This is a genomic window from Plantactinospora sp. B24E8, from assembly GCF_039871735.1.
Classification (GTDB): Bacteria; Actinomycetota; Actinomycetes; order Mycobacteriales; family Micromonosporaceae; genus Plantactinospora.
The window spans coordinates 12673-35617 of the sequence record NZ_JBDPMH010000001.1; the positions used below are offsets into that span (position 1 = coordinate 12673).

The 22945-nt window shown below is 70.9% G+C and carries 21 protein-coding genes and 1 tRNA gene; 11 read left to right on the forward strand and 11 right to left on the reverse strand.

The genetic code is table 11. The annotated features are described in order from the left end of the window. Positions 1 to 114: 114 nt before the first annotated feature. The 4 genes from ABGB21_RS00055 to ABGB21_RS00070 are packed head-to-tail and all read left to right on the forward strand — an operon-like array spanning position 115 to position 3705. Entirely contained in the window at positions 115 to 927 is an 813-nt protein-coding gene (locus ABGB21_RS00055) for a DUF881 domain-containing protein (RefSeq protein WP_347656109.1), read from the forward strand. A 5-nt stretch (positions 928 to 932) separates the two neighbouring features. Further along, on the forward strand, positions 933 to 2744 hold the full coding sequence (locus ABGB21_RS00060) for a class E sortase (protein WP_347656204.1): 1812 nt from the start codon (positions 933 to 935) through the stop codon (positions 2742 to 2744). Between the two features lie 5 nt (positions 2745 to 2749). After that, complete coding sequence (locus tag ABGB21_RS00065; RefSeq protein WP_347656110.1) at positions 2750 to 3046, forward strand: hypothetical protein; 297 nt, start codon at positions 2750 to 2752, stop codon at positions 3044 to 3046. Positions 3047 to 3054: 8 nt separating this feature from the next. After that, complete coding sequence (locus ABGB21_RS00070) at positions 3055 to 3705, forward strand: aminodeoxychorismate/anthranilate synthase component II (protein ID WP_347656111.1); 651 nt, start codon at positions 3055 to 3057, stop codon at positions 3703 to 3705. A gap of 105 nt (positions 3706 to 3810) precedes the next feature. On the opposite strand, the gene pknB is transcribed toward ABGB21_RS00070, so the two are convergent. From pknB to ABGB21_RS00105, 7 genes are all read right to left on the reverse strand, one after another. Beyond that, positions 3811 to 5598 carry a Stk1 family PASTA domain-containing Ser/Thr kinase gene (gene pknB / locus ABGB21_RS00075; protein ID WP_347675855.1) on the reverse strand — a complete coding sequence of 596 codons (1788 nt, stop codon included), beginning with the start codon at positions 5596 to 5598 and terminating at the stop codon, positions 3811 to 3813. Further along, entirely contained in the window at positions 5595 to 7034 is a 1440-nt protein-coding gene (locus tag ABGB21_RS00080; protein ID WP_347675857.1) for a protein kinase, read from the reverse strand. The genes pknB and ABGB21_RS00080 overlap by 4 nt, the downstream gene beginning before the upstream one ends. A gap of 1 nt (position 7035) precedes the next feature. Beyond that, positions 7036 to 8541 carry a penicillin-binding protein 2 gene (locus ABGB21_RS00085; protein WP_347656117.1) on the reverse strand — a complete coding sequence of 502 codons (1506 nt, stop codon included), beginning with the start codon at positions 8539 to 8541 and terminating at the stop codon, positions 7036 to 7038. After that, positions 8538 to 9929, reverse strand: coding sequence for an FtsW/RodA/SpoVE family cell cycle protein (locus tag ABGB21_RS00090; RefSeq protein WP_347656205.1), 1392 nt, complete (start codon positions 9927 to 9929; stop codon positions 8538 to 8540). The genes ABGB21_RS00085 and ABGB21_RS00090 overlap by 4 nt, the downstream gene beginning before the upstream one ends. 142 nt (positions 9930 to 10071) lie before the next feature. Next, positions 10072 to 11541 (reverse strand): PP2C family serine/threonine-protein phosphatase, encoded by a 1470-nt coding sequence (locus ABGB21_RS00095; protein WP_347675859.1) that lies wholly within the window; start codon positions 11539 to 11541, stop codon positions 10072 to 10074. Next, positions 11538 to 12020, reverse strand: coding sequence for an FHA domain-containing protein (locus tag ABGB21_RS00100; RefSeq protein ID WP_347656121.1), 483 nt, complete (start codon positions 12018 to 12020; stop codon positions 11538 to 11540). Before ABGB21_RS00100 ends, ABGB21_RS00095 begins: the two co-directional genes overlap by 4 nt. Positions 12021 to 12024: 4 nt before the next feature. After that, entirely contained in the window at positions 12025 to 12819 is a 795-nt protein-coding gene (locus ABGB21_RS00105) for a DUF3662 and FHA domain-containing protein (RefSeq protein ID WP_347656122.1), read from the reverse strand. A 272-nt stretch (positions 12820 to 13091) separates the two neighbouring features. On the opposite strand from ABGB21_RS00105, the gene ABGB21_RS00110 reads away from it, so the two are divergent. From ABGB21_RS00110 to ABGB21_RS00130, 5 genes are all read left to right on the forward strand, one after another. Further along, positions 13092 to 13174, forward strand: a tRNA-Leu gene (locus ABGB21_RS00110). A gap of 107 nt (positions 13175 to 13281) precedes the next feature. Then, on the forward strand, positions 13282 to 14367 hold the full coding sequence (locus tag ABGB21_RS00115; RefSeq protein ID WP_347656124.1) for an NAD-dependent epimerase/dehydratase family protein: 1086 nt from the start codon (positions 13282 to 13284) through the stop codon (positions 14365 to 14367). Continuing rightward, entirely contained in the window at positions 14364 to 15170 is an 807-nt protein-coding gene (locus tag ABGB21_RS00120; protein WP_347675861.1) for a WecB/TagA/CpsF family glycosyltransferase, read from the forward strand. Before ABGB21_RS00115 ends, ABGB21_RS00120 begins: the two co-directional genes overlap by 4 nt. A gap of 131 nt (positions 15171 to 15301) precedes the next feature. Beyond that, entirely contained in the window at positions 15302 to 16717 is a 1416-nt protein-coding gene (locus ABGB21_RS00125) for a hypothetical protein (RefSeq protein ID WP_347675863.1), read from the forward strand. Further along, the gene (locus tag ABGB21_RS00130; protein ID WP_347675865.1) at positions 16714 to 17523 is read left to right on the forward strand and encodes a 3-ketoacyl-ACP reductase; all 810 of its coding nucleotides are present in this window, start codon (positions 16714 to 16716) and stop codon (positions 17521 to 17523) included. Before ABGB21_RS00125 ends, ABGB21_RS00130 begins: the two co-directional genes overlap by 4 nt. 55 nt (positions 17524 to 17578) lie before the next feature. Here ABGB21_RS00130 and ABGB21_RS00135 read toward each other — a convergent pair whose 3' ends face one another. Continuing rightward, entirely contained in the window at positions 17579 to 19456 is a 1878-nt protein-coding gene (locus ABGB21_RS00135; RefSeq protein ID WP_347656130.1) for a S8 family serine peptidase, read from the reverse strand. Between the two features lie 243 nt (positions 19457 to 19699). Between ABGB21_RS00135 and ABGB21_RS00140 the strand changes: the two genes are divergently transcribed. Further along, positions 19700 to 20296: a hypothetical protein gene (locus ABGB21_RS00140; protein ID WP_347656132.1), complete on the forward strand. Its 597-nt coding sequence runs from the start codon at positions 19700 to 19702 to the stop codon at positions 20294 to 20296. Here ABGB21_RS00140 and ABGB21_RS00145 read toward each other — a convergent pair. The 3 genes from ABGB21_RS00145 to ABGB21_RS00155 all read right to left on the reverse strand — a co-directional run bounded on the left by ABGB21_RS00145 (position 20267) and on the right by ABGB21_RS00155 (position 22026). Next, on the reverse strand, positions 20267 to 20707 hold the full coding sequence (locus ABGB21_RS00145; protein WP_347656134.1) for a hypothetical protein: 441 nt from the start codon (positions 20705 to 20707) through the stop codon (positions 20267 to 20269). The genes ABGB21_RS00140 and ABGB21_RS00145 overlap by 30 nt on opposite strands. Positions 20708 to 20953: 246 nt before the next feature. Next, the gene (locus ABGB21_RS00150) at positions 20954 to 21175 is read right to left on the reverse strand and encodes a DUF397 domain-containing protein (RefSeq protein ID WP_331213822.1); all 222 of its coding nucleotides are present in this window, start codon (positions 21173 to 21175) and stop codon (positions 20954 to 20956) included. Continuing rightward, positions 21145 to 22026: a helix-turn-helix transcriptional regulator gene (locus tag ABGB21_RS00155; RefSeq protein ID WP_347656206.1), complete on the reverse strand. Its 882-nt coding sequence runs from the start codon at positions 22024 to 22026 to the stop codon at positions 21145 to 21147. The genes ABGB21_RS00150 and ABGB21_RS00155 overlap by 31 nt, the downstream gene beginning before the upstream one ends. Positions 22027 to 22631: 605 nt before the next feature. On the opposite strand from ABGB21_RS00155, the gene ABGB21_RS00160 reads away from it, so the two are divergent. After that, the gene (locus ABGB21_RS00160) at positions 22632 to 22937 is read left to right on the forward strand and encodes a hypothetical protein (RefSeq protein ID WP_347656135.1); all 306 of its coding nucleotides are present in this window, start codon (positions 22632 to 22634) and stop codon (positions 22935 to 22937) included. Positions 22938 to 22945: the final 8 nt, after the last annotated feature.

Genomic DNA, 22945 nt, shown 5'->3' on the forward strand with positions numbered 1-22945 from the left:
CAGGCCACGGACCCCGGGCAGGTTGGATACGGCGACTGATCATACCGATCGTCGACCATATCCCTCCAGAACGGGACATAATCGACGAAACGACTGTACCCGGAGGGAGGGTCGGTGGAGTACACGACCGGCGGCGCCTCCTGGCAGAAAGCACTCCGTCGGGCCATCGCCGCACTGCTTCCCCGGCGGTCGAAATCACGCCGGACCGGCTGGTCGATCGGGGTGCCGGTGATCGCCCTCGCGGCCGGCCTGCTCTTCACCACCACGGCCACCACCGCCGGTGGCACCTCACTGCGCGAGGACCGCCGACCGAAACTCGCCCAACTCATCGAGGAGCGTCGGGAACAGGTCGCGGCGGGCCAGGAACAGGCCGCCGCCCTGCACGACGACGTCGAGAGTCAGACCGCCGCGCTCGGCGGCTCGGACAGCAGGGTCCGGGCCCAGCAGGACCGCGCGGCGGCGTACCGGGAGGCCGCCGGATTCACCGCGCTGAGCGGCCCCGGCGTCAGCGTCGAACTCAACGACGCACCCCAGCACGCCGACGGCAGCAAGCCGGCGGGCGCCAGCAACGACGACCTCGTGGTGCACCAGGGCGACGTACAGGCCGTGGTCAACGCGCTCTGGGCCGGCGGCGCCGAGGCGGTGGCAATCATGAATGTCCGGATCCTCTCCACCAGCGCGGTACGCTGCGTGGGAAACACCCTGCTGCTGCACGGCCGGGTGTACTCGCCACCCTTCCTGATCACCGCCATCGGCGACCCGGCCGCCCTGCAACGCGCCCTCGCCGCCTCCGAGGGGGTCCGGTTGTTCAAGGACGCCGTCGACCACTACCAACTCGGCTACCGGGAGACCGTGGAGCCGACAGTGACCGTACCCGCGTACGACGGTCCCGGCGGGCTGCGGTCCGCCAAGGTCATTCCGGAGTGAGCCCCATGTCTGGCGACCCGAATCCGGCGCGCAACGGTCGGCACCGTGCCTCGAACCACGACGACCCCACCATGATCATTCCCCGTCCGGTGGACAGCCCCCGCTCGGACCCGGAGGACACCATCGCGCTGCCCTCCGGGAGCCAGGGGCAGCGGCCGGCCGAAACCGGTCCGGTGACCCGGCCGGCCGGCACCGGACCCGTGGCGGGTGGGGCGGCTCCACCGACGTCACCGGCCGGGCCACGCCCGCGCGACACGCCGGACCGGGACGCCCGGCCACCCGCCGCCGGCGCCCAGTCCGAACAACGGCAACAGCCTCGGACCTCCCAGCAGCAGATGCCGCCCGGCCGGGCCGACCAGTGGACCACCCCACCCCGGACCGACCAGCAGCAGCTGCCGCCGCATCGGGTCGAGCAGCAGCGGCAGCCGACGGACCCCTATCGGGACAGCCCGCGCCAGGCCGGTTGGGATCCCGCACCCCGGGGCGCCCAGGACCGGTGGGAGCCGGCCCGCGCGACCGGCCCCGACCGCGACGACCGCGACCCCTGGCGGCCCACCCCGGCGCCCGACGCCGAGCGCTGGTCCCCCGCCGCCAGCCCCGAGTGGCGCCAGCCCGAGCCCGCCACCAGCCCCGAGTGGCGCCAGGCGGCACCCGGCGGGTCCGATCCGGCCGCCGGCCTCCGCCCGGCGCCGCACACGGGACAGATCCGGCCGTCCGGTCCGGATCTGCCGGACAACCACGGCCGTACGCCGCACGCTCAACCGTCGGCGCCGCCGCCCACCGGCGACCGCACCGGCACCGCACCGGCCGTCGACAGCCCGACCACCGTCATCCCGAAGATTCCGCCGACCCCGCACTCCGACCCGGCGGCCACCGCGCTGATCCCCGCCGTGTCCGCCCGGACCGGTGGAAGCGGCGGCACCGCCCGGGGGCAGCGGGAGGACATCGAGGCGACCGCACTCATCGGCGCCATCCCGCCCAGGCCCGCAACCAGCGACGAGCCGGACGACAACACCGGGGCGGCGGAGGCCGAACGCCGGCCACGCCGTGGCGAAAAGGTCGTCCGACTCCGCCCGGAGCAGGTCGGCGAGGGCTACAAGAGTGTCTACTCCGAACTGACCCGACCCACGCTCGGGTCCCGGATCCGCACCGGCGTACGGGCCACCGGCGAAGTGTTGATCACCTTCGGGCTGGTGGTGCTCCTCTTCGCCGCGTACGAGATCTGGGGCAAGTCGACAATCGTCAACGCCCACCAGGACGACCTCGGCCAGCAACTGGCCCAGCAGTGGGACGAGCCCGACCCGACGGTCTCCACCGGCCCGACCCCGACCGTCACCCCGTCCCCCGTCAAACCGGTCCAGGGCAAACCGATCGCCGGGCTCTACATCCCCAAGTTCGACAAGGAGTGGATCGTGGTCGAGGGGGTGACCCAGAAGGACATCCGGTACGCCCCCGGTCACTACCCGAAGAGCGCCCTGCCCGGCCAGGTCGGCAACTTCTCCGTCGCCGGCCACCGCAACCGTGCCACCTTCTGGCGTCTCGACGAACTGCGCAACGGCGACCCGATCGTCGTCGAGGCCAGGAACGCCTGGTACGTCTACCACGTCTCGCAGACCCGGATCGTCAAGCCGTCCCAGGTGGAGGTGGTCGCGCCGGTACCCGGTCAGCCCGGCGCCAAACCGAAGAAGGCGATGCTGACCCTGACCACCTGCAATCCCAAGTTCGACAACTACCAGCGCCTGATCATCCACGCCGAGCTGGTCCGGACCGATCCGAAGACACCGGGCAGCCCGCGCCCGGCCGAGTTGGGTGGCTGACCGTCATGTACGCCTGGATCTGGCGGAAGCTGCCGTTCGGCCTGCCGGGGAAGCTGCTCGGCTCACTCCTGATCACCGCGAGCCTGCTCGCCCTGCTCTGGTACGTCGTCTTCCCCTGGGCCGAGCCGCTGCTACCGTTCGACGACGTACAGGTCGAATCCGGTATCCCCGGGGACGACCCGGCCGGCGGCGAGGCGGGGGTCGACGGGGTCGGGGGAGAGCAGGACGCTCCGGGCGACGAACACGACATCCCGTACGACACCGAAGAGAACAACACTCCACCACCCAGCCCCACCAGGTAGGCGACCCGATGCGCGTCCTCGTGATCGACAACTACGACTCGTTCGTCTTCAACCTCGTGCAGTACCTCGGCCAGCTCGGCGCCGACTGCGAGGTACGCCGCAACGACGAGATCAGCGTGGCCGAGGTGGGCCGGCTCGACGTGGCCGGGGTGCTGCTGTCCCCGGGCCCCGGGGCGCCGGACCGGGCCGGGATCTGCCTCGACGTGATCCACGAGTACGCCGGCAAACTGCCGATCTTCGGCGTCTGCCTGGGGCACCAGGCGATCGGTGCCGCGTTCGGCGCCACCGTCACCCGGGCACCGGAGCTGCTGCACGGCAAGACGTCCGAGGTCCGACACCGGGGCGAGGGAGTCCTGGCCGGCCTGCCGGATCCGTTCACCGCGACCCGGTACCACTCGCTCGCCGTACCGTCGGAGACGCTGCCGGCGGAGATCGAGGTCACCGGCTGGACCGAGTCCGGGGTGGTGATGGCGATGCGGCACCGCACCCTGCCGATCGAGGGTGTGCAGTTCCACCCCGAGTCGGTGCTGACCGAGGGCGGTCACCTGCTGCTGGCCAACTGGCTGGCCGCCTGCGGTCTGCCCGCCGCCCTGGACCGGGCTCCGGCGCTGGCCGCCGAGGTAAACGCCCGGCGGCTGGCGGCCTTCGCCACCACCTGAGTCGCCGCCCCCGCTAGATTCCGGTCCGCGACCACGCCGGATCGTGACCACGGCCGGTCCGCGACCAAGGCCGGACCGGGGGCAGTCCCCGACCCGGCCGCGTCGTCAGCGGGTCCGCGGCGAACTGGTGAGCGGCGGCAGGATCCCGCCACCCCCGCCCGGCGGCTCGGTCGGCGGCGGGGTGGTCGGCGGCCCCGTCGGCGGGTTCTCGGGGAGCTGCTCTCCCGGCACCGTGACGGTGAGCACGATGGTCGTGCCGCGCTTGGTCGGCCTGGTGTGGCTCTGCTTCTCGACCTCCGGAACCTCGTCCGGGCCGACCTCCCTGCCGTCGGTCAGCCGGGACGGGAAGCCGGCCTCCCGCAGTCGGGCCTGCGCCGTCTCCGGCGAGAGTCCGACCACGTTCGGCACCGAGATGATGTTGCCCCGGGAGACCTCGACGACAACCTTGCTGCCCGGCTTCACCTTCTCGCCGGACCCAGGGCTGATCTTGACGACCTCACCCTCGGGTGCTTCGTTGTCGACGTCCTTGCGGTCGGCCTCCAGGTCCGCCTCTTTCAGCCGGGCCTCGACAAACTCGTACTTTCCGCCGACCAGGCCGAGCGGAACCTCGACGGTGCCCGGCCCGGTGCAGAGCACGATCTCGACCGTGGACTTCTCGGTGACCTGAGCACCGGCGGCGGGGGTCTGACCGGTGACCTGGCCCACCTCGCAGTCGTCGCTGGTGTCCGGCTGCCCGTTCTGCACCGTAAGCCCGGCCTGTTCCAGCCGCTGTGCGGCGACGTCGCGGCTGGCGCCGACCACGTCCGGCACCGGCACCTTCTGCGGCGACTCCCGCAGCACCAGGGCGGCGACCAGGGCGATCACGGCCAGCACGCCGAGCGCGCTCAGGGTGGCGATCACCCAGGCCGAGGAGCGGCGTCGACGGGCGTCGCCGACCCGGGCCGCCGGTGGCATCGGCCGCCCGCCACCGGAGACCGGGCGGGCCGGCGGCTGCTGCGCCATCCGGACCGTCTCGTCCTCCCGCAGCACCGGGGTCGCCATCACCGGGCGGCCCGCCGCCGCCCGGAGCAGGTCGGCGCGCATCTCGGCGGCGCTCTGGTAGCGGTTGAGCGGGTTCTTCGACAGCGCCTTCAGGACGATCGCGTCGATCGGCGGGGTGACGTCCGGGTTGATGTCGCTCGGCGACGGCGGGTCCTCCCGGACGTGCTGGTACGCGACGCTCACCGGGCTGTCGCCGACAAACGGCGGATGACCGCAGAGCAGTTCGAAGAGCACACAGCCGGCGGCGTAGACGTCGGACCGGGCGTCGACCGCCTCGCCCCGGGCCTGTTCCGGGGAGAGGTACTGGGCGGTCCCGATCACCGCGCTGGTCTGCGTCATCGTGGTCGCCCCGCTGGCCAGTGCCCGGGCGATACCGAAGTCCATGACCTTGACCTGGCCGGTCTGGGTCATCATCACGTTTCCGGGCTTGATGTCCCGGTGGATGATGTTGTGTCGGTGGCTGAACTCCAGGGCGGCGCAGACGTCGGCGGTGATCTCCAGCGCCCGGCGGGGCATCAGCCGCCCCTCGGCGGCGAGCACCTCCTTCAGCGTCCGGCCGTTGACGAACTCCATGACGATGAACGGCAGGGTCTCGCCGGTCGGGGCGATCTCCTCGCCGGTGTCGTAGACCGCGACGATCGCCGGGTGGTTCAGCGACGCGGCGTTCTGCGCCTCCCGGCGGAACCGCATCTGGAACGTGTCGTCCCGGGCAAGATCGGTACGGAGCATCTTGATCGCGACATCACGACCGAGTCGAAGGTCACGACCACGGTGCACCTCGGCCATGCCGCCGTACCCGAGCAGCTCGCCGACCTGGTACCTGCCTCCCAGCAGGCGGGCCTGCGCCGTCATCTCGTGTCTCGTCCTTCGCTCGTCTGGTAACCCGGCCAGGGATTGCCGGTCCGCTCCACCTGACGGTACGGCGCGTTCGGCGAATCGTCGCGTCCGCTTACCGACCAGGAGTCCGCTGCCGTCACCCTCGTCCCCGCCATCCCGCCGTTCAACTGTGCCTGTCGCCACTGATAGGCAATCACGCCCGAACAGATCAACACCATCAGGCCCAGTACGACGAAGAGCACGATCAGCAACGAGCGGTTTCCGGAGGGTGCGGTCGACGTCGGGCCGACCGGCCTCGCCGGGTAGGAGTAGGGGGCGTCGGCCCGGGGGCGGGGCGGCTGCGGCACCGCCGCCGCCCCACGGTTGTAACCGGCCGGACCGGGGGTCGCGCCGGCCGGCGGTCGGGGGGCCGGTACCGCCGGGTGCGGCGGGGCGGCCGGCGAGTGCGGCGGCGCCACCGGGGAGTGCGGTGCGACCGCCGGCGGGAAGTTCGGTGCCACCCGGGCGCTGTGCCCGGAGGTCGGCCGGGATGCGGGCGGGGTCGAGACCGGTCCCCGTGGCGGCGTGGGCGGACCCGGCTGCTGCGGGGGCATCGGGATCGCGACCACCGGTCGGGCGGGCTGGTGCGACGTACCGATGGTGGCGGCGGCCTGCCGGGAGACCGCGGCCAGCTCGGCGGCGCTCTGCCACCGGGTCGCCGGGTCCTTCGCCATCGACCGCTCGACGATCGCCCGGACCGCCGGCGGGATGTCACCGGGCAGCGGTCGCGGCTGGTCCCGGACGTGTTTCATGGCGATGTCGATCGGGGTGTTGCCCTCGAACGGCCGCCGGCCGGCAAGACACTGGTACGCCACCACGCCGAGCGCGTACACGTCGGAGGCGGGGGTGGCGACGGCGCCGGCCGCCTGCTCCGGCGAGATGTACGACGCGGTGCCCAGCACCGAGCCGGCGGCGGTGAGCTGGCCGACCATGTCCGAGCGGGCGATGCCGAAGTCGGTGAGGACCAGGGTGCCGTTCGGCCGGACCAGCAGGTTGCCGGGCTTGACGTCCCGGTGCACGATGCCCTTGTCGTGGGCGGCCTGCAGCGCGTCGGCCGCCTGGGCGACCAGGGCCATCGTCCGGGCCGGGGTGAGCCGGCCGACCCGGCTCAGCGTCCGGGACAGCGCGTCGCCCTCGACGTACTCCATGACCAGGAAGGCGATCTGCTGGTCGCTGCCGTAGTCGTAGACGTCGACCACCCCGGGGTGGTTGATGGTCGCCATGGTCCGGGCCTCGCCCCGGAACCGTTCGGCGAACCCCGGTTCGTCGAGCAGGGCCGGCAGCAGGATCTTGACCGCCACGGTCCGGCCGAGCACCTCGTCGGTGCCCCGCCAGACGTCGCCCATGCCGCCACCGGCGATCCGCTCGTCGAGGCGGTAGCGGTTGCCGAGCAGCACCCCGGGCTTGAGCATGTCACCGGCCTCCCCGGTCGGCGATGACGGCACGCATGATCTCGCCGCTGATCCGCGCCGCCTCGCCACTGCCGCCGGGGCCGGCGGCCTCCAGGAAGACGCAGACGGCGGAGATCGGCTCGCCCTTGTCGTTCAACGCGAAACCGATGAACCAACCGTGGTCGGGGGTGTTGCCGCCGTTCTCGGCGGTACCGGTCTTGCCGCCGACCCGGTAGCCGTTGATCCGGGCGTTCGTACCGGTGCCGTTCTGCACGACGCTGACCATCATGTCCTGCAGCGTCCGGGCCACGTCGCCGCTGACCGACTGGCGCAGCTGCTTCGGGGCCGCCTTGTAGTACTTGGTGGTGCGGTCCGGGCCGAGCAGCTGGTCCACCAGGTACGGCCGCATCTGCTGGCCGTTGTTGGCCACCGCGGCGGCGATCATGGCACCTTCGAGCGGGGTCATCCGGACGTTGTTCTGCCCGATCGAGGACTGGGCGACCGAGGGCGGGTCGTCCTGGCCGCCGGGGGCGACCATGTCGCCGGTACGGCTGGGCGCCACCGACTGGCCGCCCTCGTTCAGCCGGCCCACCGCGAGTTCCTCGTCCTCGAAGCCGAACTTCCGGGCCTCGTCCTTGATCTTCTGCGAGCCGAGCTTGACGCCGAGTTTGGCGAAGCCGGTGTTGCAGGATTCGGTGAGCGCGTCCTTCAACGTCACCTCGTCCTCCGGGCAGATGCTCGGCGCGGCGTTCCGGATCGGCTGGCCACCGGTCGGCGGCAGGTAGCTGGCACCGGCCGGGATGTTGGTGTTCGGGGTGTAGCCGTTCTCCAGGGCCGCCGCCGCCATGATGACCTTCATGGTCGAGCCGGGCGGGAAGACCTCGGAGAGCGCCCGGTTCTTCAGCGGGCCGTCCTTGTCCGCCAGCAGCTTGTCGTACGCCGCCTGGGCCTGCTTGGTGCTGGGGTCGACCAGCTCGTTCGGGTCGAAGCTCGGCATCGAGACCAGTGCCTGGATCGCCCCGGTACGCGGGTCGATCGCCACCGCGGCCCCCCTGGTCGCGCCGACCCGGTTCTCCGAGAGCTGCTTGAAGGCGGCCTCCTGGGCCCGGGGCGAGAGGGTGAGCAGCACGTCACCGCCGGCGGTCTGCTTGCCGGTGAACAGGTCCCGCAGCCGGTCGGCGAAGAGCTGGTCGCTGGTGCCGGCGAGGAACTCGTTCTCGCTCTTCTCGATCCCGGTGGCACCGAGGTTGACCGGCTTGTAGCCGAGCACGTGGGCGTAGACCTCGCCCTTCGGGTACGTCCGGAGGAACTTCAGCGTCCCGTCGGTCTCCCTGCTGGTCGCCAACGGGGTGCCGGCCGCCTCGATGATGCCACGCTTGCGCTGGTACTCGGCGACCTGGACCCGGCCGTTGTAGTCGCTGTTGCGGTAGTCGTCGGCCTTGAGGGCCTGCACGTAGTTGAGGTTGACGAAGAGCAGGCCGAACAGGACCATCACCACGACGCCTACCCGGCGCAGGGGCGCGTTCACGGTCGGATCACCTCCGTTGGGGCGCCGTGCAACTGGACCGGCGGTCCGGCGGGTGCCCCGCTCTGTCGTGGCGCGCCGCCGGACTCGACCGGTCGGCGGGCCGCGTCGGAGATCCGCAGCAGCGTCGCGATGAGCAGCCAGTTCGCCATCAGCGACGAACCACCGGCCGAGAGGAACGGGGTGGTCTGGCCGGTGAGCGGGATGAGCTTGCTGATCCCGCCGACGATGACGAAGACCTGCAGGCCCAGGGTGAAGGAGAGACCGCCGGCGAGCAGCTTGCCGAACGAGTCCCGGACGGCCAGCGCGGCCCGCAGCCCCCGCTGGACGACCAGCAGGTAGATCACCAGCAGCGCGGAGAGGCCGAAGAGGCCGATCTCCTCGCCCATGCCGGCGAAGATGAAGTCGTTGTGCACCTCGGGCACCAGGTCCGGCTGTCCACCGCCCGGCCCGGCGCCGAACAGGCCGCCGGTGCCGAGACCGAGCAGCCCCTGCACCAGTTGGTAGCCGGCGTTGTGCGGGTCGGCGAACGGGTCGAGCCAGATCTCGGCCCGGAGGTAGAAGTTGGCGAACGGCCCCCCGACGGTGCTGCCGAGGAAGTAGGCCAGGAACGCCCCGCCGAAGAAGAGCAGCAGACCGATGATCAGCCAGCTGACCCGCTCGGTGGCGATGTACAGGGTGACCACGAACATGCCGAAGTAGAGCAGTGAGGTGCCGAGGTCCTTCTCGAAGATCAGGACCAGCAGGCTGACCGCCCAGACCACCAGCACCGGGCCGAGGTCACGGCCGCGCGGAAAGTCGATGCCGAGGAAGCGCCGGCTGGCCAGCGACAGCACCTCACGCTTGCGGACCAGGTAGTAGGCGAAGAAGACCAGCAGGGCCAGCTTGGCGAACTCACCGGGCTGGATCTGGCCGAGGCCGGGGATGATGACCCAGAGCTTGGCGCCGTTGATCTCGGAGAACCTGCGCGGCAGCACCGCCGGCAGCATCACCAGGACGATACCGGCCAACCCCAGGGTGTACGAGTACCGGGAGATCGCCCGGTGGTCGCGCATCAGGACCAGCAGGACGGCGGCGAGCACCACCGCGGCCAGGGTCCAGGCGAGCTGTCGGCCACCGATACCGGCGAAGATCGGGAAGTCGGCCCGGTCCTGCGGCGCGAGTTCGGAGTCGACCAGGTCGAGCCGGCGCAGGAAGGCCACGCCGAGCCCGTTGAGCAGGGCGACCGCCGGCATCAGCACCGGGTCGGCGTACGGTGCCCGCCACCGGACCACCACGTGCAGGGCGAGGAAGACCACGGTGAGCGCGGCGGTCGGCACCCAGAAGTCGAGCGTCACCGTCTGGAGCAGGGTCGCCTCGACCGTCGCCGCGTACGCCGCCACCAGGGCCATGGCGAACAGCAGCAGCGCCAGTTCGGCGTTGCGTCTGGCCGTGGTCGACCGGACGCGCGGCAGCTCGCCCGTCGGCGCGGGCGTGGCTACCGATCCAGGCGGGGCGGTCACGATGAATCCCTCGGGTCGTCGGAGCTGACGCTCACTCGATCGACCGGCACTCCGCCGGGTCGCTGGCCGGCGGAAGCGGGTCGGACGGTGGGGCGTCGGGCGAGTCCGCCGGGGTGGCGGAGGCCTGCACGGATCGGCCGGGGGTGGGGGTGGGGGTACCGGCCCGCGGCGAGGACGGGGCGGAGGCACTCGGGGTGGCGGTGGCGGTGGCGGTGGCGCCCGGCGCGACGGAGGCGGAAACGCCCGGCGCGGGGGTCGACGGGCAGATCGGCTTCAGGTTGGGGTTGTTCGGGTCCTCGTTGGTCAGCTCGGCGAGCCGCCGCTCGGCGTCGGGCGCGTCCTTGGCCACGATGCCCTGCCGGACCTGCTCCTGCGCGGCGACGGTCAGGTCGTCGAGTTCGGTGGAGCTGAGCTGGTGCACGGTGTTGAGCTCGAGGCCGGCGATCCGTCCCTGTACGCCCTGGAAGACCGCGAGCTGGCCGTCGTCGGTGGCGCCGACGTAGTACTGCCGCTGGGTGTAGGTCCAGCCGCCCCAGAGGCCGCCGCCCACCACCGCGAGCAGAGCGACCACCAGCAACGCGGTCCGCAACGGCCGTCGGCGGGGCCGGTTGTTCTCCTCGTCGCCGTCGTCGGTGTTGTCGGTCTCGGTCTGCTCCGGGCTCGGCGGGCGGGGCGGGGAGAGCGCCGAGGCGCGGGCGGCCGGGGTGGAACTGTCGGCCGAGGTCGCCATGCCCCGGTCCCGGGACGCCGCACCGCCGACGATCGGTGCCGCCTCCAGGATGTCCTGGTCACTCGCGTCGGCGATGATCACCGTGATGTTGTCCGGTCCGCCGCCGCGCAGGGCGAGCTGGACCAGCCGCTCGACGCAGTGCTGCGGGTCGGGGTACTCCCGCAGGGTGTCCCCGATCGTCTCGGCGCTGACCACCCCGGAGAGACCGTCGCTGCAGATCAGGTAACGGTCACCGGGCAGCACCTGGCGTACGGAGTACTCGGGGTCGATGTCCCGGCCGTCCAGGGCCCGGGTGAGCAGCGACCGCTGCGGGTGGCTGCTCGCCTCCTCCAGGCTGATCCGGCCCTCGTCGACCAGCATCTGGACGTACGTGTCGTCCTTGGTGATCTGGTTGAACTCGCCGTTGCGGAGCAGGTAGGCGCGCGAGTCGCCGATGTGCACCATGCCGATCTTGCTGCCCGAGAAGAGCAGGGCGGTCAGCGTGGTGCCCATCCCCTCCAGGTGTGGATTGGCGTCCACGGTGTCGCGCAACTGTTGGTTGGCGGTGTCCACGGCCGAACGCAACGCGTCGACGAGGGCGTCACCTGGGACGTCCTCGTCGAGCGGCGCCATGGCACCGATGACGATGTTGCTGGCGACGTCACCGGCGGCCATCCCGCCCATACCGTCGGCGACGGCGAGAAGCCGTGGCCCGGCATAGACGGAATCCTGGTTGCCGTCTCGGATCAGCCCACGGTCGCTGTGCGCCGCATAACGCAGGGTCAGAGTCATGGCCGTAATTCGAGTGAAGTGCGGCCGATCCGGATCGGCACGCCGAGGGGGACGGGGGTAGGTCCGGTGACCTTAGCGCGATCGAGGTAGGTCCCGTTAGTCGAACCGAGATCTTCGACGTACCACTGCCCGGCCCGGGGCACGAGTCGGGCGTGCCGCGCCGAGGCGTAGTCGTCGGTGATCACCAGGGTCGAGTCCTCCGCCCGGCCGATGGTGATCTGGGCTTCGCCGAGGGTTATCCGGGTGCCGGCCAGCTGGCCCCCGGTGACGACCAGCTGATGCGCCGCCCGGCCCCGCTTGACCTTCGCCGGCTTGTTCTGCCCCAGCGCGGCCCCCACCCCGCGCGGCGCGGCGACGAGGCGGCTGGAGCGCGCTCCGGCGAAGAGGTCTCGACGGATCACGCCGACCACGGTGAACACGAAGATCCACAGCAGGACGATGAACCCGATTCTGGCGACGGTCAGGACGAATGGGGGCAAGGTTTCAACCGTCCACGCGGAACGTCAGGGTGGTCGTACCGAGCTGGATCATGTCTCCGGGGTTGAGCGCGACGGCCGAGATCCGCTGGCCGTTCACCATCGTCCCGTTGGTGGAGCCGAGGTCGGTGAGGACCACCTGGGCACCGTCGAAGTCGAGCCGCGCGTGCCGACGGGAGATCCCGACGTCGGGCAGCCGGAGGTTGGCCTGGTCGCCCCGGCCGATCACGGTGGAACCCATCTGCAGCGGATAGGTCCGGCCGTCGCCGGAGACCAGCCGGATGTTGCGGCCACCCTGCCCGTGCCCGGGCGGCGGGCCGTAGCCGCCACCCTGGTCGTACGGGGGGTAGGCGGGCTGGCCGGGCGCGTCGTACGGGGACTGGTGCACCGGCGCCACGTCACCGCCGGTGTAGACCTCGGCGGTGACCCGGAACATGCCGGTGTCCAGGCCGTCGCCGCGCTCGATCTCGACGATGACGTCGCCGTAGACCGTCCACGCCTGCTCGCCGATGAACTCCGCCTGCGACTGCGCCAGCTCCTGGGCGAGCGCGGCGGCGTACGGCGCCAACCGGCTGTGGTCGTACGGGGAGAGATCGATCACGTAGCGGTTCGGCACGAGGGTGCGCCCGCCAGCGAGGATCGCCTTGTGCGCCTCGGCCTCCCGCTGCATCGCGTTGAGGATCTCGACGGGGTGCACGACCCCTTTGAACACCTTTGCGAAGGCCCCCTCGACCAGGCCCTCCAGACGCTTCTCAAAGCGTTGCAGCACGCTCACCGGCTCCTCCTCGGGTTCCGAGGACATGATGGTATCCGGCCGCCGCACGTACAGCTCGTACGCCGCTCGGCCGCCTGCAGCCGGCCTCTCCTCAGGGGCCGGGTCTGGTCGTGCTACTCTTCCATCCGCCGCGAGCGGTAACGCCCGTGGCGGCAACAGGGACAGCGTAGTATGTCCCGGCACATGCCGAAGAGTGGGCTCCGGACAGATCGTTACCGTCCTGTGGCGCGCTCGAGGTGGAGCCGGTTTGGTTCGAAGCCCGTCCAGGGCTTAGGGTCTTCAGGGCTCACGCCTCGCAAGGGGAAGTGGCGGAATGGCAGACGCGCACGGTTCAGGTCCGTGTGCCCGAAAGGGCGTGGGGGTTCAACTCCCCCCTTCCCCACCGCTGAAGGGGCTCCGTGGTATCACGGAGCCCCTTCGTCATATCGGGGCAAAGCCGGCACCGCGCTATGCTCCGGTGGTTTCCGACCCTCAGAGCAGGAGTGGCATGTGAGTGTCGCGTTGGTGACCGGATCCGGAGGCCTGATCGGATCCGAGGCGGTCCGGCACTTCGCCGGACTCGGTCTGGACGTGGTCGGTATCGACAACGACATGCGCCGACAGTTCTTCGGTGCCGAGGCGTCGACCGCCTGGAACGTGCTACGGCTCACCAGTGACCTCGGTGACGCGTACACCCATCACGACGCCGACATCCGCGACCGGGACGCGCTGGCGGCGATCTTCAGGCGGTACGGCCGCGACATCGCCGTGGTGGTGCACACCGCCGCGCAGCCGTCGCACGACTGGGCGGTGCGTGACCCGTACACCGACTTCGACGTGAACGCCGGCGGCACGCTGAACGTCCTGCAGAACGTCCGCGAGCACTGCGTCGACACCCCGGTCATCCACTGCTCGACCAACAAGGTCTACGGCGACCGGCCGAACAGCCTGCCGCTGGTCGAGCAGGAGACCCGGTGGGAACTCGCCGCCGACCACCCGTACTTCGACGGGATCAAGGAGGACATGTCGATCGACGCCACCCTGCACTCGGTCTTCGGCGCCTCCAAGGTCGCCGCCGACGTGATGGTGCAGGAGTACGGGCGCTACTTCGACATGAAGACCGCCTGCTTCCGGGGCGGCACGCTGACCGGTCCGGCGCACTCCGCCACCGAACTGCACGGCTTCCTCGGCTACGTGATGCGGGCCAACATGGAACGCCGGACGTACAAGATCTTCGGTTACCGGGGCAAGCAGGTCCGGGACGCCATCCACAGCCACGACGTGGTCGCCGCCTTCGAGGCGTTCTTCCGCAACCCGCGTTCGGCGGCGGTCTACAACCTCGGCGGCGGTCGGCACTCCAACACCTCCATGCGGGAGGCGTTCACGCTGGCCGAGCGGATCACCGGGCAGGAGATGGTCACCGAGTACGTCGAGGCGAACCGGGTCGGCGACCACCAGTGGTGGATCGGCTCGAACGCCGCCTTCCAGGCCGACTACCCGGACTGGAAGCAGGTGTACGACGTACCGATGATCCTGCAGGAGATCTACGAGGCGAACGTCGACAAGTGGGTGCCGCAGGCTGGGGAGCGGTCGTGATCTCTCGGGGTAAGCGCAACATCCTCGGTGTCCTCGTCGACGCGATCGACTACGAGGCGGCGACCGAGCAGGTGGTGACCGCCGGCCGGGAGCGTCGCCCGCTGGCGCTGACCGCGCTGGCCGTGCACGGGGTGATGACCGGGGTGCTGGATCCGGCGCACAACGCCCGGCTCAACGCCTTCGACGTGGTCACCCCGGACGGGCAGCCGGTCCGCTGGGCACTGAACCTGCTGCACCGCGCCGCGCTGGCCGAGCGGGTCTACGGCCCGGACCTGACGCTGAGCGTGCTGGCCCGGTTCGCCGACGAGGGTCTGCCGGTCTACCTGTACGGCTCGACCGACGCCACGCTCGCCCGGCTGGTGCCGGAGCTGGAGCGGATGTTCCCGGCGCTGAAGATCGCCGGGGTGGAGGCATCGAAGTTCCGCCCGGTGCAGCCCGGTGAGGACGCGGAGATCGCCGACCGGATCCGCGCCTCCGGGGCCCGGCTGGTCCTGGTCGGGCTCGGCTGCCCGCGCCAGGAGGTCTTCACGTACGACATGCGGCCGCTGCTCGACATGCCGCTGATGGCGGTCGGCGCCGCCTTCGACTACCACGCCGGCCTGCTCCGTAAGCCGCCGCCGTGGATGCAGCGGGTCGGCCTGGAGTGGCTGTGGCGGTTCGGTCTGGAGCCGAAGCGGCTCTTCCACCGCTACATGGTGCTCAACCCGGCGTACGTCGGGCGGCTGACCGCGCAGAAGCTCGGCTGGTGGAAGGCGACCCCGCCGCCCCCCGCGACCGAGCGTCCGGCCAGCTTCGCGGTCTGACCCGCGCCGCGCGGCCCACACCTGATCCACCGTCGGGACCCCTCGGGTACGTACCCGGGGGGTCCCGACGTTTTCCGGCCTGCCCTCACCCGCCCCTGTCGTTTGGGCAAGCGCTTTCCTATGCTGGTCCGATGATGAGGATCGACCAGGAGCTGACCCCCGCCGCCCTGCTACCCAGGATCGGCCGGCTGTGGGAGGTCTCCGCGCAGAAGATCGACTCGATCGAGCAGAGCTGCCCGCCCGGCTCGCCGTCGCCGGTGTTCACCGTCGAGGGCCGGTACACCGCGCGCGGCTGGACCGAGTGGACCCAGGGCTTCCAGTACGGCTCGGCGCTCCTGCAGTACGACGCCACCGGTGACCAGCGGTTCCTCGACCTCGGCCGGGACCGGACCGTGGCGGTGATGGCCAGCCACGTCAGCCACATCGGGGTGCACGACCACGGCTTCAACAACGTCAGCACGTACGGCAACCTGTGGCGGCTGATGCGGGAAGGGCGGATCCCCACCGACCACGCCGAGCGGAACTTCTACGAGTTGGCACTCAAGGTGAGCGGCGCCGTCCAGGCCAGCCGCTGGCGGACCACCTCGGACGGGACCGGTTACATCTACTCGTTCAACGGTCCACAGTCGCTCTTCGTCGACACCATTCGGTCCTGCCGGGCGCTGGCCGTGGCACACCAGCTCGGCCACGTCCTGATGGGTGAACGGGACGAGCGGATCTCACTGCTCGGCCGGCTCGTCGAGCACGCCACCAACACCGCCCGGTGGAACGTCTTCTACGGCGACGGGCGGGACAGCTACGACGTACCCGGGCGGACCGCCCACGAGTCGATCTTCAACGTGAACGACGGCAGCTACCGGTGCCCGAGCACCCAGCAGGGCTACTCCCCGTTCAGCACCTGGACCCGGGGACTCGCCTGGGCCATGCTCGGCTTCCCCGAGCAGCTGGAGTTCGTCGCCACCCTCGCCGACGAGGAACTGGAGCCGTACGGCGGGCGGGCCGAGATCGAGGCGACGCTGCTCCGGGCCGCCACCGCCACCTGCGACTTCTACCTGGCGCACAGCCCGACCGACGGGATCCCGTACTGGGACACCGGTGCGCCGGGGCTGGCCCGGCTCGGCGACCACCTGGACCGCCCGGCCGACCCGTACAACCCGGAGGAGCCGGTGGACTCGTCGGCGGCGGCGATCGGAGCGCAGGGGCTGCTCCGACTCGGTCGCCACCTGACCGGACTCGGCCGAACCGAGGAGGGGGCACGATACCGGCAGGCCGGACTCACCGTCGCCGGCACCCTCTTCGACGAGCCCTACCTCAGCACCGACCCCGGACACCAGGGACTGATCCTGCACTCGGTCTACCACCGCCCGAACGGCTGGGACCACGTACCCGCCGGGCAGCGGGTGCCGAACGGCGAGTCCAGCATGTGGGGTGACTACCACGCCCGGGAGCTGGCGCTCTACCTGCAGCGGGTGGCCCGGGACGAGCCGTACCTGACGTTCTTCGGCGCGACCGAGCCGACCCTCGCCGCCGCCGGGACCCCGGCGTGACCCGGTCGGACGGGCCGCAGACCGGTCCGACCGGGCGACCGGCGGCGGTCGTCACCGGCGGCTCCCGCGGCATCGGTCGCGGCATCGTGCTGGCCCTGGCCGGAGCCGGGTACGACGTGGTGGTCAACTACGCCAGCAACGCGGAGGCGGCGGCCGAGGTCGGCAAGGAGGTCGAGGCGCTCGGCGGCCGGGCTCACCTGGTCCGGGCCGACGTCTCCGTCGAGGCCGACCGCCAGCACCTGATCGACGAGGCGACCGCCGCGTTCGGCCGACTCGACCTGCTGGTGAGCAATGCCGGGGTGGCGCCGAACGTCCGGGCCGACCTGCTGGAGGCCGGCGAGGAGTCGTTCGACCGGCTGGTCGGGATCAACCTGAAGGGGCCGTACTTCCTGATCCAGCTCGCCGCGAAGACGATGATCTCGCAGCAGGCGGCCGGCCGGGTCGACCGACCGAAGATCGTCATCATCTCGTCGATCAGCGCCTACACCGCCAGCGTCAACCGGGGCGACTACTGCGTGGCGAAGGCGGGGCTGGCGATGACCGCGCAGCTCTACGCCGCCCGGCTGGCCGAGCACGGCATCAACGTGTACGAGATCCGGCCCGGCATCATCGAAACCGACATGACCGGCCCGGTCAAGGCCCGGTACGACGACCTCATCCTCCACCAGGGCCTGACCCCGATCCGGCGCTGGGGCCAGCCGGACGACGTCGGCCGGGCCGTGGTGGCGGTCGCCACCGACCTGCTGCCGTTCAGCACCGGTCAGGTGATCGACGTGGACGGCGGGTTCCACCTGCGCACCCTGTGACCGCGCCCGAAGGGGCCCCCTGCGGAGAACGATCGCAGGGGGCCCCGTCCCGCGCTCAGAGCGTCAGGCTCCAGGAGTTGAGGTAGCCGGTGTCGCCGGAGTAGACGTCCCGGACCCGCAGTTGCCAGGTGCCGTTCGCCGCCTCCGAGGAGAGGTTGCCGGTGTACGTGGTGTTGATGTTGTCGGTGCCGTCGATGATGCTGCTGTTCTTCACCCGGTAGACGGTGCCGTCCGGGGCGACCAGGTCAAGGACGATGTCACCCCGGTAGGTGTGCACGATGTTCACGCCCACCTGCGACGTCGACGAGGCGTTCCGGTTGCAGCCGGCGATGGTGATGCTGCTGCTCACCGTGGCGCCGGTGTCCGGGATCGACACGTCGGTGCCGTTGCTGCCCGAGCAGCCGCCCCCGGTCCCGGTCACGGTCAGGCTGAAGGTCGCCGTCCGGGTCGCCGAGGCGCCGGTGCCGGTCACCGTCACCGGATAGGTGCCGGACGGGGTGCTCGCCGAGGTGGCGATGGTGAGCGTCGACGAGCCGCCCGAGGTGACCGTGCTCGGGCTGAACGTGGCGGTGGCGCCGGACGGCAGACCGCTCGCCGACAGGCTCACCGACTGGGCCGAGCCGGCGGTGGTCGCCGTCGACACGGTCGCCGTGACCGATCCGCCCGGCGCGGTCGACCCGGAGGTCGGGGAGACCGAGACCGAGAAGTCGTTGGTCGGCGGCGGGGTGCCGTCGTTGACGACGTACAGCAGCCGGTTCGGGGTGCCGGTGCCGACGTTGCTGACCACGTCCGGGGTGGCGTTGTTGACCAGGTAGTCCCGGACCTGCTGCGGGCTCCAGGTCGGGTTCGCCGACAGCACCAGGGCGGCGGCGCCGGCGACGTGCGGTGACGCCATCGACGTACCGCTGATGGTGTTGGTGGCGGTGTTGCTGGTGTACCAGGCGGAGGTGATGCCGACCCCCGGCGCCAGGATGTCGACGCAGGTGCCGAAGTTGGAGAAGCTCGCCGCCGCGTCGTTGTTCTGGGTCGCGCCGACGGTGATCGCGTTCGGCACCCGGGCCGGCGAGTAGTTGCAGGCGTTCTGGCGTACCCCGAGGGCGTTGCCGTTGCCGGCCGCGACCACGTAGGTGATGCCCGCGTTGATCGAGTTGTTCACCGCGGTGTCGATCGCCGTGTTGGCGCCGCCGCCGAGGCTCATGTTCGCCACCGCCGGGCGCACCGCGTTCGCGGTGACCCAGTCGATGCCGCCGACGACCTGGGCGTTCGTGCCGCTGCCGGAGCAGTTGAGCACGCGTACGCCGTAGATGCGGGCGCCCTTCGCGACCCCGTACGACGTACCGGCGACGGTGCCGGCGACGTGCGTGCCGTGGCCGTTGCAGTCGTCGGCCGACCCGCCGTCGACCGCGTCGTACCCGCTGACCGCCCGACCACCGAAGTCGTTGTGGTTGAAGTTGATCCCGGTGTCGATGACGTACGTGTTCACGTTGCTGGCCGTGGTCGGGTACGTGTACGAGCTGTTCAGCGGCAGGTTCCGCTGGTCGATCCGGTCCAGGCCCCAGGACGGCGGGTTCGGCTGGGTGGCCATGGTGTGCACGGTGTGGTTCTGTTCGACGTACGCCACGCTCGGGTCGGCCGCGATCCGGGCCGCCGCCTTCGCGGAGGCGCTGATCTCGAAGCCGCGCAGTGCGGCGGAGTAGGTGCGCGCCACCGCGCCACCGTGCTTGCCGGCCAGGCCCTTGGCCGCCGTCGCGACGTTGCTCCGGCTGACCGAACTGTCCTTGAAGACCACGATGTAGCTGTCCGGAACGGCGGTGGCCCCGCCCGCGCTGCGGATGGGTCCCTCCGGTTCGGCCGCCACGGCCGGGGTGGCCACCATGGCAAGCATGGCCAGGGTTGTGACTCCGACGACAACGGACCTACGCGGGAGATTCATCTCCCTCCTCCCTCCGATCGGCACGAACCGTCCACCCGCTCGTGGTGGGGGATCAGCGGGCCGATCGTGCTGAGGTTAAGCGGCCGGGACGGATAGCGGCAGATGTCGAATCTTCTATATCTCCGAAGGGATGACCCCTACGGGTGAGACCGAAAAATCCTGGATTCCGACGCCGTCTTCTCCGGGTGACGGCCGGGACGGACCCGGATTCGCCCGGCGGCGAAACGGGCAAGCATCAATACCATGGACACCGACCTCGCCATCCTGCTCGCGATCGCCGCCGTCTGGCTGGCCGCCGGGTTCGTCGCCGACGGGCTGCCGGGCTTGCGGACCGCGCGGGCGCTGCGTCGGCGCGCCGGGCTGCTCTTCGGGCTCGCCGCGCTCGGCCTCGCCGGGCTCGGCGGCGTGCTGCTGGCCGGCCTGGTCGAGTCCGGGCCGACGTTGGTCGACCGGACCGCCGCCGGGCTCGCGCTGCCGCTCGGTTCCGCCGGCTTCGTCGCCCTGTTGACGGTACGGCGGATACGTCGGCTCCGGCTCCGCGCCGGCGCCTTCGCCGCCGCACCCCGGACCCCGGCCCCGCCGCGGCTACGGGCCGCGGCCGCTCATCCGATGGTCGTGTTGCCGGTGCAGGTCACCGGGCTGGTGATGGTGCCGGTCCTGGTCGACGCCACCGGTCTGGTGCCGTTGACCGGCCCGGGCAAACTCGGCGTGGTGCTCACCGTCGCGGTGCTCGCGGTCGGCACGATCGGCGTCCGGCACGCGCTGCGGCACAGCAGCCTGGCGGAGCGCGCGGTCACCCGCCGCTCACCCTCATCGGGTACGCGAGTCCTGCACGTATAGCAGTTCGAGGATCGCCCGGGCCGCCTCGAACCACCGGTCGAGCCAGACCGAGCCGGGGATCGTCCCCTTCGGTGGCAGTTCCAACAACAGGCCACGGAGCAGCGGGTGGTCCACCAGCGGCTCGGAGCGGGGCAGGTCGGGCCAGCCCGCCGGGGGGAAGACCGGCTCGGTCAGCCCGCCCATGTCCAGCGACGGCAGGGTCGGCCCCCGGTCCGTCGTGGCGCTGCCGGCCAGTTCCGGCGGCACTTCGGGTGGCCGCTCGGCGGCGGTCGCCTCGACCGGGCCGAGATCGGCGCCGGCCGACGACTCCTCGACCGTGGTACCGCCGTCCCGGCGCGCACCCCGGTACTTGCCGACGAACCGGTCCGACTTGCCCGAACCGTTGCCCAGATTTTCCGACCCGATCGCCATCTGTCTCGCCTGCCTCGCTCGGTCGCGAACCCCTCGGCGGGCCGCGGTCGCGGACCCTCCGGCGGGTTGGCCCGGCCCCCGCCGCACCCACTGGTACAACGACCCGGGCCGGCGCTGGCGACGGCGGGACCAGGGATTATCCCAGGTGGAGGGGGTGTCGGTGGGTGGAGACGGAGAGCGCGGCCACCCGGCAACTGATCGCTGCCCGGTGACCGCGCCGCTGTTGGCCGCCGGCCGTGGTGGCCGTCAGGCCAGGTCGAACTCGCCGTCCCTGGCACCGCCGAGGAAGGCGTCCCACTCGTCCGGCGTGAAGATCAGGGCAGGGCCGGTCGGGTTCTTCGAGTCACGAACCGCGATCGCGCCACCCGCGAAGGCCACCTCGACGCAGTTGTCGCAGCTCGGTCCACTACGCGAACTCTTGAACCAGGCTGCCCCGCTCAGGTCGACGCGGTACCCCTTTGTCTCCACTTCCACAATGGCTCCTCTGCCATCTTCGCGATCAGAGCTACGGACTCCTCCGGGCGCATTGCCGCTGCTCGGATGTGGTCGAAGATGAAAATGTATGTCTGTAGTTCATCCCGCTTCTCCAGAAACAACCCGCCCGTGGCGTTTTCGGCGTACACCACGTCCGGATCGCCCGGTTCAGGAAAGCCGAGGATGGCGAAAGTGCCGTCCATGCCGGCATGCGCGCCGGCGTCGAACGGCAGGACCTGGAGCGTGACGTTCGGTAGGTCAGCGGCTTCCACCAGCCGCTCCAACTGGGCCCGCATGACCGCGTCGCCGCCCACCGGTCGGCTGATCACCGCCTCATCAAGCACCACCCAGAGTTCGATCGGATCGTCCTGGCTCAGTAACGACTGACGACCCAACCGGACACGGACCCGCTGTTCGACTTCTTCCGGAGTGAAGTCCGGACGGGCGGAGCGGATCATCGCCTTCGCGTAGTCCTCGGTCTGCAGCAGCCCGGGCACGGTCTGCTGCTCGTACGCCCGGACGGAGCCGGCGGCGGCCTCGAGCCCGACGTACGCCCCGGCCAGCACCGGGCTGTAGGGATGCCACCAGCCCTTCTGCCGGGCCTCCCGGGCGATCTGGATCAGTTCCTCGCACTCGGCACCGGTCACGCCGTAGATGCCGAGCATGTCCCGGACGTCGCGGACGGTGGCGGTGGTGTGGCCGGTCTCGATCCGGGAGACCTTGGAGGCGGAGCATTCCAGGATGTCGGCGACGCCCTCGATGGTCACCCCCGCCTTCTCCCGGCGTTGGCGGAGTTCGGCCCCGAGACGGCGGCGGCGAATGGTCGGGCTCCGGCGCTCGGTCACCGGGTCACCTCCGAGTTGATCATTATGGGGCGAGTGATCATGACAAGATCCGGATTTCGTGCCGCGTGGACGGCCACGGAAATCAGGCCATTGGCGGGGGACTTCGCGGCGGTCAGAGTCCCGATCGGCGGCAGCGGGCCGAAACCGGGTCCAGTCTGCCGCTTCGACGCAAGGGGCAGCAAGCGCCGTACGGACCACTATCGCCGTCATGCCGCAAAGGGCAAAGTGCAACTTGCATTGATCATGTTCTTGATGCACCCTGTGCGTATGGCTCGGGCTACGCAGCGTTCCCGTCCGGTCAGGCGATCCAATGCTCCCCCATTCTCGCCTGCCCGGGACGGCGGCCGTGCCAGCGGTACGGCGAGAAGCCCCGCTCCGGGGTAAGAGCCCCCGCCGCTGTATGCCAGGGCCGCTACGGCGGCTGGCGCGTCCCGGAGTCGACAGGTGTCGGTCGGGGTGGCGTGACGGGCTCGACCCACACGTCACCTCGGCCGACATCCCAGTTCCGCACCGCCCGCCCGTACGCACACCGCGTCGCCGACCACCTCCAGACCCCCGCCCGCCTCTCTCGCCGGTCCGCGTGCCGGCCAGACGGACAGGAGCTGATGTTGCTTCTTCCCCGCTCCGGTGATGTGCTCCACGTGACGCGTACGGCGAGCGTCCAGTTCGCCGATCCCATCTACTTCCGGGTGATCCGGGTACACGACTGGCCCACGTACCACGGCTGGGTCTGGCTCGACGGCTACGAGCTCAACTCCAGCGGCGACGCGGTGGAGCGACGCTCGATATTCGTGCAGCCCAACGGGCTGCGAACGCTGCACACCAACCCGGTACGCCGCAACCACCTGCCGGTGCAGCGACCGATACGGACCAACTCCACGGCAGTCGGCCAGCGGGTCCGGGTCGGCTGACCCAGCGC

Bases quoted from the DNA above. Each gene is read 5' to 3' on its own strand.
- ABGB21_RS00060 (WP_347656204.1), top strand. From the start codon at position 933: ATGTCTGGCGACCCGAATCCGGCGCGCAACGGTCGGCACCGTGCCTCG.
- ABGB21_RS00065 (WP_347656110.1), top strand. From the start codon at position 2,750: ATGTACGCCTGGATCTGGCGGAAGCTGCCGTTCGGCCTGCCGGGGAAG.
- ABGB21_RS00070 (WP_347656111.1), top strand. From the start codon at position 3,055: ATGCGCGTCCTCGTGATCGACAACTACGACTCGTTCGTCTTCAACCTC.
- pknB (WP_347675855.1), bottom strand. From the start codon at position 5,598: ATGACGGCGCAGGCCCGCCTGCTGGGAGGCAGGTACCAGGTCGGCGAG.
- ABGB21_RS00080 (WP_347675857.1), bottom strand. From the start codon at position 7,034: ATGCTCAAGCCCGGGGTGCTGCTCGGCAACCGCTACCGCCTCGACGAG.
- ABGB21_RS00090 (WP_347656205.1), bottom strand. From the start codon at position 9,929: ATGGCCCTGGTGGCGGCGTACGCGGCGACGGTCGAGGCGACCCTGCTC.
- ABGB21_RS00095 (WP_347675859.1), bottom strand. From the start codon at position 11,541: ATGACTCTGACCCTGCGTTATGCGGCGCACAGCGACCGTGGGCTGATC.
- ABGB21_RS00105 (WP_347656122.1), bottom strand. From the start codon at position 12,819: ATGTCCTCGGAACCCGAGGAGGAGCCGGTGAGCGTGCTGCAACGCTTT.
- ABGB21_RS00125 (WP_347675863.1), top strand. From the start codon at position 15,302: ATGATGAGGATCGACCAGGAGCTGACCCCCGCCGCCCTGCTACCCAGG.
- ABGB21_RS00135 (WP_347656130.1), bottom strand. From the start codon at position 19,456: ATGAATCTCCCGCGTAGGTCCGTTGTCGTCGGAGTCACAACCCTGGCC.
- ABGB21_RS00140 (WP_347656132.1), top strand. From the start codon at position 19,700: ATGGACACCGACCTCGCCATCCTGCTCGCGATCGCCGCCGTCTGGCTG.
- ABGB21_RS00145 (WP_347656134.1), bottom strand. From the start codon at position 20,707: ATGGCGATCGGGTCGGAAAATCTGGGCAACGGTTCGGGCAAGTCGGAC.
- ABGB21_RS00160 (WP_347656135.1), top strand. From the start codon at position 22,632: ATGTTGCTTCTTCCCCGCTCCGGTGATGTGCTCCACGTGACGCGTACG.